Annotated in this window: 11 protein-coding genes and 2 pseudogenes; 7 read left to right on the top strand and 6 right to left on the bottom strand. The window is 60.1% G+C overall.

Annotated features, from left to right (window positions below; all coding sequences use genetic code 11):
• The 4 genes and pseudogenes from EOA78_RS33645 to EOA78_RS33630 all read right to left on the bottom strand — a co-directional run.
• Positions 1-616: pseudogene (locus EOA78_RS33645) on the bottom strand (glutamate synthase subunit alpha); the annotation flags it as partial.
• A gap of 356 nt (positions 617-972) precedes the next feature.
• Entirely contained in the window at positions 973-2085 is a 1113-nt protein-coding gene (locus EOA78_RS33640) for a TlpA disulfide reductase family protein (protein WP_126095612.1), read from the bottom strand.
• A 293-nt stretch (positions 2086-2378) separates the two neighbouring features.
• A pseudogene (locus tag EOA78_RS33635) lies at positions 2379-2651 on the bottom strand (pyridoxal-phosphate dependent enzyme); the annotation flags it as partial.
• A gap of 8 nt (positions 2652-2659) precedes the next feature.
• Positions 2660-2917, bottom strand: a complete 258-nt coding sequence (locus EOA78_RS33630) for a hypothetical protein (RefSeq protein WP_091600625.1) — start codon at positions 2915-2917, stop codon at positions 2660-2662.
• A 611-nt stretch (positions 2918-3528) separates the two neighbouring features.
• Here EOA78_RS33630 and EOA78_RS33625 point away from each other — a divergent pair.
• Both EOA78_RS33625 and EOA78_RS33620 read left to right on the top strand, forming a co-directional pair.
• Complete coding sequence (locus EOA78_RS33625; RefSeq protein WP_091600626.1) at positions 3529-4458, top strand: TauD/TfdA family dioxygenase; 930 nt, start codon at positions 3529-3531, stop codon at positions 4456-4458.
• An 865-nt stretch (positions 4459-5323) separates the two neighbouring features.
• Positions 5324-5545, top strand: a complete 222-nt coding sequence (locus EOA78_RS33620) for a hypothetical protein (protein WP_127319836.1) — start codon at positions 5324-5326, stop codon at positions 5543-5545.
• Between the two features lie 152 nt (positions 5546-5697).
• Here the strand turns inward: EOA78_RS33620 and EOA78_RS36320 are convergent, their stop codons facing one another.
• Positions 5698-5886: a hypothetical protein gene (locus tag EOA78_RS36320; protein WP_158302651.1), complete on the bottom strand. Its 189-nt coding sequence runs from the start codon at positions 5884-5886 to the stop codon at positions 5698-5700.
• Positions 5887-6368: 482 nt separating this feature from the next.
• Between EOA78_RS36320 and EOA78_RS37570 the strand changes: the two genes are divergently transcribed.
• The 5 genes from EOA78_RS37570 to EOA78_RS38015 all read left to right on the top strand — a co-directional run bounded on the left by EOA78_RS37570 (position 6369) and on the right by EOA78_RS38015 (position 8809).
• The gene (locus EOA78_RS37570; protein ID WP_236473615.1) at positions 6369-6656 is read left to right on the top strand and encodes a multicopper oxidase domain-containing protein; all 288 of its coding nucleotides are present in this window, start codon (positions 6369-6371) and stop codon (positions 6654-6656) included.
• A 260-nt stretch (positions 6657-6916) separates the two neighbouring features.
• Positions 6917-7213 carry a hypothetical protein gene (locus tag EOA78_RS37565; protein WP_236473614.1) on the top strand — a complete coding sequence of 99 codons (297 nt, stop codon included), beginning with the start codon at positions 6917-6919 and terminating at the stop codon, positions 7211-7213.
• 9 nt (positions 7214-7222) lie between these two features.
• Positions 7223-7765, top strand: coding sequence for a multicopper oxidase domain-containing protein (locus tag EOA78_RS37560; protein WP_236473613.1), 543 nt, complete (start codon positions 7223-7225; stop codon positions 7763-7765).
• Positions 7762-7986, top strand: coding sequence for a DUF411 domain-containing protein (locus EOA78_RS37555; RefSeq protein WP_236372580.1), 225 nt, complete (start codon positions 7762-7764; stop codon positions 7984-7986). The genes EOA78_RS37560 and EOA78_RS37555 overlap by 4 nt, the downstream gene beginning before the upstream one ends.
• A gap of 40 nt (positions 7987-8026) precedes the next feature.
• Entirely contained in the window at positions 8027-8809 is a 783-nt protein-coding gene (locus EOA78_RS38015; RefSeq protein WP_244529185.1) for a redoxin domain-containing protein, read from the top strand.
• Between the two features lie 250 nt (positions 8810-9059).
• Here EOA78_RS38015 and EOA78_RS33585 read toward each other — a convergent pair whose 3' ends face one another.
• Positions 9060-9476: a hypothetical protein gene (locus tag EOA78_RS33585; RefSeq protein WP_063169404.1), complete on the bottom strand. Its 417-nt coding sequence runs from the start codon at positions 9474-9476 to the stop codon at positions 9060-9062.
• Positions 9477-10285: the final 809 nt, after the last annotated feature.

The following is a 10285-nucleotide window of genomic DNA, read 5'->3' as shown; positions in this document are numbered from 1 at the left end:
AGAGCCGCCGCTCGTAATCGTCGTCGCTCTCTATCTCGGCGCCACGACCCAGGAACACCTGCCGCTGGACCGGTTCGGAAGCAGCGATATCAGGCGCCTTTGACAGCGATGAATTGTCGACCGGCACGTCGCGAAAGCCGAGCAGCGGCTGGCCTTCGAGCTGCGCGACCTCGGCGATGATGCCTTCGATATGCGCCTGAAGCTCAGGATCGCGCGGCATGAACACATGGCCGACGGCGTAATGGCCGGGGTTGGGCAGTTCGACGCCCTGGCTGGCCATCTCCTCGCGGAAGAAGCGGTCGGGAAGCTGCACCAGCACGCCCGCGCCGTCGCCCATCAGCGGGTCGGCGCCGACGGCGCCGCGATGCGTCAGATTTTCGAGCACCGCCAGGCCGTCCGTGACGATCTGATGCGACTTGACGCCCTTCATATTGACGATGAAGCCGACGCCGCAGGCATCGTGCTCGTTGCGCGGATCGTAGAGGCCGTGGGCGGCGAACCCGGTAGGGGTCCGCCCGATCTTGGTCAGGCCAGTGGCGATGGACGGATTTTTGACGGCTGGCGCTTTCGTCTGCGCGGCCGGGCCGTTCGTCGCAGATGGCGTCACTTCCGTCATCGTCCTGTCCTCCGTTCTTGCCTGGCGCAGAGACAGGCGGTCGGCTGCGTCCCCCGTCTTCCCCGCCTGTGGGCGCAGGTGGATCGGTGGGCAGCGCCGAGCTGGCTGAGTAACCTTCTTCATGTTGCCAGCCTTACTCCAGTGCCATCTTTGACGGGTCCGGGAGACCCTTAGCGGCAGTATGTTTTGGTGAGTTGATCAGGCACGTCTTCTCCTTGCTCGGTCACGTGTTTGCGGTAACGGCGAGGCTGGGCTGGACGCCTGGGCCGACCTATTTGTACATCCACGTCAGGGAAATGGACGAATTGGCCAGTAAGCCATTCGCCCCTCTTTGGTTTCCTCCTTGGCCGCCCCTTTCACCTTTTGGGAGAATCCTCTTGCGGAGCCACACAGAGAGCGCCGTAACAAACCTTCTCACCCTTGTAGTTGGCCAGAGCCTGCAGCAACTCGGGTAGAAGGTGCTGTTTCAGGTCGTCCGAGATAGGCTCCGGACCCTCCAGCGCTTTCAGTGTCTGCTCGACCAACTCGATGGCGCGATCTTTGTTGCCGCTCTCATGATAGTACTGAGCGACCACCGGATAAGACAGGAACTTAGAGCCGCCGCCTTGCGGCAGTGCCACGATGTGTTTGGACAGCTCTTCGCCCATCGCGAAGCGCTCAGCAGACGGAAAGCCGGAATAATCAAAGCCCGGCGCGAAGAGTTGGTATAGCGCCCAATACATCCATCCCTCGGACTTTCTGTCGATCGCGTCGCGAACGAATTGGCGCATTACGGGCAAGCCGGCCTGCATGTCGCGCATTCTGTGAAGCAACAGATTGACATGACTCACGCGGAAGTTGAGTTTGTCCGGTATCAATGCGAGGCCTTCTTCAATCGCCGAGAGCGCCGTCTTCCAATCCTCGGCCTCCATTGCCGGCCGAAGTTTGTCGTATATGGGCTTGGTCAGCGCTTGTTCGCGCGCTATGGTTTCGCCTTCCGCAATCCGCTCCGTATCGGCGGATTTTGCCTGATCGCTGATGCGCCAGCTGCCGTTAAGCACCTTCGGCAAAACCTCATCGAGTTGCGTCGGATGACCGATAAAGGCGATGTGGCCGTCTCGGTCGACCACGAACGAGGTCGGGACCCCGTAAGAAAAGCTGGGCTCCATCCAAAGCTTGTCCATTTCGCCTGTGGAGTCGAATGCGATCCGATAGTTCAGATTCGGGAATTTTTCGGTCAACCAAGCGTCCAACGTGCTTCGGGCCTCGTCGGCCGTTGGAGCGTCTTCAGAAGCCGCGACTCCGACGATCTCAACGCCGTTGTCCTTGTATTTCTCCTGCAGCTGGATCAGATGGGGCATCCCGTCCACACATGGGCCGCACCAAGTTGCCCAAAATTCGACTATGCACACTTTGCCGGGCTCAAAGCTGGTGAGGGGCTCGCCACGCAGCCAGTTCTCGACTTTAATCGAAGGAGCCGGGGACTCCATCTGCAATACCACGTTGCGGTCCAAAGCTATTTCCAAAGGTTTCTGCACGAGCTGGTTTCCTCTCAGAGACGGCACACGGGTTCAGGGAGGAGCGGATCGCTCGTCTTGCCCCATTGAGTGCAGTCACAGTCACTCAGTCTCAAAAACCATGCCAACGCGCTCAGCGCGCAGTTAGCGCCCATTGCTTCGAAAAACCTCGACAGTGCCCAGATGTTGGTTGTAATGAACCTGACATTTGTCTGACGCTGTCAGCTTTTGGACACGCGATCACGCGCTTCGTGCCGCCAGAAGGTCAGGCCGAGCCCTGTGTTGCCAGCGGTCGCTTCGATGATTGTACCGCCCCGCGCGAGCTGGCCACGCTGTTCGGCATTAACGATCATCGACAACGCAATGCGATCCTTGATCGATCCGCCGGGATTCTGGCTTTCGAGCTTGACGAAGAGACGACACCTGCCGGTATCGAAGCTCTTCAGTTCGACGACCGGCGTCTCCCCAATCAGATCGAGCACTGACGCAAATGGCGGACGCAGGCGAGAGGACGCCTTTGTCGACGGTCGGCGGAACATCTCGAGGCTCATGCGGCTGCGGTCTCCAGAATGTCGGCATAGTGCCGTTGCGCAGCATCGGGATGCGAGCGCAGTCGGCTCTTCAGCAGTTGCGGAACAGTGGATTGTCGGGGTCGCTGGCGGGGCACCCGCTTCGGCAGCCGTTCAGGCGGCAGGTCAAGAAACCGTATGTCGGCATCAAGCCGCGCGCCGAAGAAGAAGGGAATCGAAACAGTGCCCTTCGAAAGACCCAGGGCAACGGAAATCATTGCATCGGGCGAGTTCATGCGCCTGAAGCAGCGCTGCCTGCAACTGCTTCATAGCGACAGGCGGGCGAGACTCTAGCGAGGCTTTCGCCGCTTGGTTGATTGAGGCTCTCGACGAAGCCACTAAGATTCGGCGGCCGATAATAGCTTGCTGCTCATTGGGACGTCGACCAACGCCGGGATTGAGAAAGGCAACCCTGCCCCACAAGGCGGGTGTCACACGTGCGGTGCGTCCGCTCGTCACGCCGGATGGTTTTTGAGACCTGGGTTCACGGCTAATCAGATGCACCCCTGTCGTCGTTTCGGTGCAGGCCGCCAGGGGGGCGTGTTGCAGCAGCTTGCAATTAGTTTCGCCAGTACGGGGCGTGCGAGCACGGGGCTGCACAATGAGATCATATGCCGGCGTGGGGACCAAGGTGTGGCGCAGCCTTAGAGAACTCAACACCGAGACCGGAGCAACGGAGACTGCTCTTTCGTCGAGCCAGTTTAAATTAGAACATTCTTTCTATAGTTTACGTCAATTATCCTGTTCGATAGCTCTGTCGACTAGCGATGAGACTTTTCAACGCAGCGCGGACATCCGCTGGCCGGATGTGACTTGCTATCCCTTTCAAGATCAAACAGGAGAACCCATGAGCAATCCAGTCCTTGTCAACCGGACCATTCTTGACTCCGACGTTGTACCGCTGACCAGCCGTGTCGGAGCTGAAATCAGAGGCGTTCGCCTTGGCGGAGACCTTTCGGACGCAGCGATAGCAGCCATCAACCAGCTTCTTCTAAAACACAAGGTGATCTTCTTCCGCGGCCAGGAGCACCTCGACGATGCGGAGCAGGAATTGTTCGCGCGGCGTCTGGGTAACCTTGTACCTCATCCCACGCAGGGGCCGGCAGCCGGCACGGCCTCAATCCTCAATCTCGATTCCGGCCGTGGCGGTGGCAGGGCAGACCAGTGGCATACCGATGTGACTTTCGTCGATGCCTATCCGAAATTCTCGGTCCTACGTGGCGTCGTCATTCCGGCGGCGGGGGGCGACACGATCTGGTCCAACACGCACGCCGCGTACGAGAATCTGCCGGCGCCGCTCAAAATATTGGCGGACAATCTGTGGGCTATTCATAGCAATGCCTACGACTACGCAGCCGTGCGCCCGCGCGCCACAGCCGAAGAGAAGAGGCACTTCGAGGAAGTCTTCACATCGACGATCTACGAGACCGAGCATCCGGTCGTGCGCGTCCATCCCGAAACCGGGGAGAAGTCGCTGCTGCTCGGCAATTTCGTGCAGCGCCTCGTCGGCCTTTCCAAGAGCGATTCCGCCAAACTCTACGAGGTGTTCCAGTCCTACGTCACTGCCCCGGAAAATACCGTGCGGTGGCGCTGGCAAGTAAGCGACGTCGCTATCTGGGACAACCGTGCTACCCAGCATTATGCGGTCAACGACTATGGCGACCAGCACCGGGTTGTGCGTCGCGCTACGGTTGACGGTGACGTTCCGATCGGCGTCGACGGTCGCCGCAGTATAACCCGTGTCAAGGCAGCCAAGCCGGCGGCGAAGGCAGCCTGACCGTCTGAACAGGGTAAAGATGAAAACTTCGTATCGCCGCGGCCATATCGCGCTGCTTAACCGCCCCACAAAGCCTTATGATTTCCGAGAAGCAAGGCGAGTTGCGGGCTCGAGGCTTGGCCCGAAATCGAGGTCCTGCAGCGTGGCGCATGGCTCGAGTCGCTGCTCGTGGCCCCGCTGCAGCGGTACAGGTCCCCCACCGCCCCACCATCTCGCCCGCCCTGCACCTCGGATAGCGATCATTCACCGTTTGTTCATTATGATAGCGCACGATCATAACTGGACATGCTGGTAGCTCGTACATGCCTGAAGGCCCTGCGCGCCGACCCAGCGCCGGGGCCTTTTTACTTCCGCAAAATCGATTCCAGCAACGTGGGCACTTCGCAGGATGTCGCAATCCCGCGCTTGCGATGATACGCCGTACAGCGAATTGCGCGAGTCAAACGAATTTGGGTTCCTCAAATATAGAATCGTCGATACCGATCCTGATGGATCGAGCCTCGACGACGAAGTCAACCATCTTCAAACGGAATTATTCAACATTGCCGAGAGCTCCCGGTGTGCCGTCGAAGCCGACATTCGGGAGGTCAGCGGTCACCAACGATCATGGTGATCGCCAGCATCTTTCGTATTCACATGACCGTCGGCCTGGTACTTTCCCGAGGCCATGACATGAGTGGGTCTTCCAAGCACCGATTTGGCCCGGTAGGATTTGCAGGGGGCGCGGACAAGCGGATGAACAAACGGAATGATGCTGGAAAACTGCGCGCCTGCTGGGATTTAGCCGACCGTCGATAGGAACATAGCCCTGGTCGACGGCTTTCTGAAGGGCAAGAGTTTCGCCGACCTGGCTCAGGAACATGGCTTGTCGACAACGAGGGTGCGCCAAATCATCGAGAAGGCCGATCGGCTCGTGGGCGGCGGCATTCAGACCAAGACTGAAACGTCCAACGCCTCGCCTCGATCCGATTTCATGGTCGACTATCCCTATGTGTGCAAATTGGCCGAGAAGCACCGGCTGGGTAGCGTCACGCCGCATCATTCTTTGCGGAGCTGGAGCGCGCGGGATCGCCGGAGCGGCTGGTGAAAGCGGTTGCCGGGGCGCACGCCAACAACAACACGTGAGCTGGCGCCTCGTGTGGCAAAAGGAGAGGGCGAGAGCCCATGGCCTGCAATGAAGCGATCAAGCATTGCGATCGTGGAACCAAGCTGCCCAGTCGACCATCCGGACCGCGGCCTTCAATGCCAGCTCGCCTTGGAATCGGCCTTCCAGGAATTGGCTGAGCGCGCAGCGGAATCCGGCTGGACCGAGGAGATAGCCACGCGCTCCTCGAACTCGCCGGCGCGCGCCTCAGGAGCGACTCCGCCAATGACGAGACTGAGAGGACGATTAATCGTGCCAGGGCAACGAGAGAGCGGCAGGTTCAAGAAGCCTCGCCTGACCCGATAGGAACGTCGCTGCGCCAATAAAATTGGCGGTGAAGGCTGACCGCGGCCGAGTCGGGCAAGCGAGCGAAGTGCTGAAATAAGGGCGTGAGAATCCAAGACATCGTTTGTAGAGAGCATCGAGCTTCGCGAAATTGTGGTACAGGATCGACCGCAGGTGTTCTCGGAGCGCTCGCAGAACCCGGGATTCTTCCGCGGCACCCGCCAAGGCGAAGAACGGTCAGAGTTGCACGATAACGCTTAAAAGCGAGCCTTCCTCCGAAAGTCTGCGCGCGCAGTTCCACGGTCCGATGCGCTTTCATAGCTATTCCAATCGCCGCGCCCATTCTCTCCCGGATCAGGTCCAGCGGGTCTGCAGTGCATGCGCCCCCAAAGTGGACGCCATTGGGCCGGGTGAACCGGGCTCGATTGCGCGCCGAAGGCCCGTTCCAGGCCCGGAAATCCGGGTCCGTCAGGGCGAGCGCGTGCGGGTCGAGGTAGAGAACGGCCTTGCCGAGAAAACGACCGTGCACTGGCATCGCGTGCGTGTGCCACATGCCATGGATGGCGTGCCTCACCTCACGCAGAAGCCGATTGGAGCGGGCGAGCGCTTCGTCTACGAGTTCGACGCCGTCGACGTCGGCATCTGCTGGTATCACCCGCACCAGCGGAGCTTCGAACAGGTCGGGCGCGGACTTTATGGTCCGCTGATCATCGAGGAACCGAAGGCGGTGCGGGCCGATCGCGAGGTGACCTGGATGCTCGGTGACTGAGGGCTGACGAAATCTGGCGCAATCAGCGAGGATTTCGGCAACCGGCACGACATTCACCACAATGGCCGCGTCGGCAACACGGTTACCATCAATGGCCGCGTGCCGGATACCTTTGCGGTCAGAAAGGGCGAGCGCATCCGGCTGCGGCTGATCAACGCCGCCAATGCACGCATCTTCAGTCCCGACTTCACGGGTTTTCAGGCCGGCCGTCATCGCGCTCGACGGCCAGCCGGTGACGCCACACGCGCCGGAGGCGGGTGGTGCTGGGTCCCGCAATGCGCACCGATCTGATCCTCGACATGACGGGCAAGCCGGGCAGCCGGCTTTCGATCTTCGACCAGTTCTACGAGGGGCTGGAATATGAGCTCGTCGATCTTGTTTATTCCGACACTCCGCTTAGGGCACGTGTGCCTGATTGGCCGCTGACCCTGCCGACCATTCCGCTGCCGGAGCCGGACCTCGATACAGCGTCCCGCAACGAAGTCGTCTTCACCGGCGGCATGATGGGCGAGATGGTGGCGCAGGACATGGGTGAAAGCATGGGTCCGGGCGCATGATGCAGGACGATGAATTCCGGCACCGCCTGGTTCATCAACGGCGTCGCCGCCGACGAGGCCAATCACGACATGAAGCCGGGGCTGACGCTCTTGCGGAATAAGAGCCACGTCATCGCCACGACCAACGCAACCGCGTGGCATGATCCGATCCATCTGCACGGCCATTCCTTCCGGGTGATTTCCCGCAACGGCCAGCCCACCCCACGTCGCGAATGGCAGGACACGGCGCTGGTTTCGCCGCGCGAGAAGGTCGAGATCGCCTTCGTCGCCGACAATCCCGGCAATTGGATGTTCCACTGCCACGTTCTCGAACACCAGGCGGCCGGTCGCCTGACCAGTCCACAAGCCGAAGGAGAAGCAAAAATGTCCAATACCCTGATAGCTCTTGTCCTCGCCTCGATCCTGTCAGGCGCCGCTCCGGCGTTCGCCGGCGAAAGGACGTCACGCTCTACAAGAACCCGCAATGCGGCTGCTGCGAAGGTTATGCCGGCTATTTGCAGGAAACGGCTTCGCTGTCACCGTCAAGGCCGACGCACGACCTTTTCGCCATGAGCCGCGAAGAGGGCATTCCGCCGGAAGCCGATGGCTGCCTTCTCTCGTTCATCGACGGCTATGTGGTGAGCGGCCATGTGCCGGTCGGCACGGTCAACAAGCTCTTGACCGAGCGGCCCGACATCAAAGGGCATGACGCTGCCCGGCATGCCGATGGGCTCCCCCGGCATGAGTGGCACGAAGGAAGCGCCCTTCGAGATTCTCGAAATCCGGAAGTCTGACGGGACCGGCGGCGTCTACGCCACGGAATAGGAGGCTTCGATGATGGAATGCATGAGCGGCATGATGATGTTCGGCATGGGCCTGGTGTGGCTGCTTGTCGTCGTCGTGCTCGTCCTCGGGACGGCCGCGCTGATCAAGTACCTGTTCTCCAGCGGCGGCAAAGGAGAAGGGCGTCGGTCCTCTTATCGATGCGTGGCCGCGGCAGGCCTCGGATTGGTCTGGACATTGCCTTGGCTCGCCAACCGGATGGCCGGTGGCGGCGCCCCGGCCGCGGCGATAGCGCTAGGCAAGACGGTTTTAGCCAGGCGAAGGTCAGCGCGATTGGAAAGCCCGCTGCCTTCGGGACGCATGCCGGCGCCGGGACCGGCCGCGGTCGTCGGCGGCGGCTACCAGAGCGACATGCCGGGCTTCGGGAATGTCCTCACCGACGAGGAGATCCGGGCCGTTCTGGCCTTCATCAAAAGCACATGGCCCGAGCGGGAACGCGCCTATCAGGCAGATGAGCCGCCGGGAGCGGGAGCAGACACAGTGAGACCAATCCTAGCCGCGGAGCCCTCGAACGCCCCCAACCGGAATGCATTGTCCATGAAAGCGAAACCGTCGCTTGCGATTCAATTTCTGGCGCTGATCCTCGCGACCTCCGCGCTGGCCCACCATCCGGGCGCCGATCTCGACAAGATGAGGGACAGCGCGGAGAGGTTCTTCCAGGCGATCGACGAGCAGGCCGCGCCGCCTTTCGAACTGGCCGACGCGGACGGAAGGGCCGTCCGCCTTTCCGATTTCTCCGACAAGATCGTGGTGCTCTACTTCATGACGAGGTAACCTTGGAAGAAGAAGGCGACGGCCACTGGCGGCAGGATGGCAAGCACGCTGGCCGCAAAAAGCGGCCCATACTCATAGAAGCGGGCCGGTTCTGTCGCAAATCGTGCTTTTGGCCACAACTGGACGCTTTCGCGCGCTTATGGACCAGCTCACATGTCCAACAACGCAAGCAGATGACAGGGCTCGACGTGCCCCGGGGTGGCGCCCTACTTCCACGCTCGCACTGTCACACTCCCGCCGAAAGGCGGGTTTAGTGAGTTATGGCAGTGACTGTGCCACCAGTCCAAACGTCGAGTTTCGCGGCAACTTCGACGCTTTCCTTAGCTGACTTGCCCAAAACCAGCGCGGCCAAAGCATACTGCTTGCCGCTCCCGATGGCATAATATTCACCTTTCACGGGATCACTTGGCAGCCAATTGCCGTCCAACAATACGGCTTCCCCATTTTTGCGCACTATCAGCGCCTCAAATTCAAAATTGTCGTCGTTGCGCGGCACAGGAATATCAGAAACATCCATGCCCTTCTCGACCCAGTCTCGAACGGCCTTTGGAATACCCAAGGACGAAGAGGAAACGCCGATGAGTGTGCCGTCGCATAAGCGAAACACCTTCGTTTTCTCACCGACGGATACTGAGTCAAAACCCAAGGCTCGGCCGTCGCCAGCCATGGTTCCGTTCCTGTAAGCTATTGTTGTCATTGGCACCCTTCTATCGCTACATCAAACTTCAGGACCTTGCGCATGTCCCCTGTGTCAAGGTCACTGACCCACGGCCTATTTGCCTGATACACGATACAGGCTGCGCTCCTTGAGTTCGCGCACGGGTGGCCGTCATCTTGCCGCCTTCGCGCAATGCCTTGAACAGGCCGAGTCTGTCCCCCAGCGGGAATGACAACCACCTCCATGTCGTTGAAAAGCAGGAAATCCGTCACTTTGCCTCGTCGGTAACGGGCGGAGCCGGAGCGGTCGTCACCGGGCAAGCGCGGTCGCAGTAGGTATCCTGGGCAGCCCGTCAGACATGGATGGCTCCGGTTGTGGTGACGGGGAGGGCGATAAGCAAGTTCGGGCCAAGTGATTGTTCCGCGGCTGTATGTTTTGGTGAGGTGATCATGCGACTTCTTGTTGGTCGGTCACGTGTTTGCGGATAACCAGCATGCGCTGTGCCAAATGAGAAAACCATTTAAAGTCAATCCAGCAGATCTGACTGTATTCCGACATTGTCGGAAATTGGACATCGCCGAACGCGAGCGCTCGGGGCTTGTGATGATACTTGGGCGTGCTGCTTCGGAGGAGGGATGCGCCTCGTACCGGCCGCGAAGCCTTCCTGCATTTAAGGCGCCAGATCAATTGAACGCGCATACCAGTCAGCCGTCCCGTCGTTTAGTCCAAATGGCGATCCATCTCAGCGCGCTCACGCCATCCACCTTTCTGCGCGACCCAAGCTAAACACGCTCGGCGATGATTAGGATACCTACTAC

Source organism: Mesorhizobium sp. M5C.F.Cr.IN.023.01.1.1 (genome assembly GCF_003997585.1).
GTDB classification, from domain to species: Bacteria; Pseudomonadota; Alphaproteobacteria; order Rhizobiales; family Rhizobiaceae; genus Mesorhizobium; species Mesorhizobium wenxiniae.
This window is presented reverse-complemented; position numbering and strand designations above follow the sequence as displayed.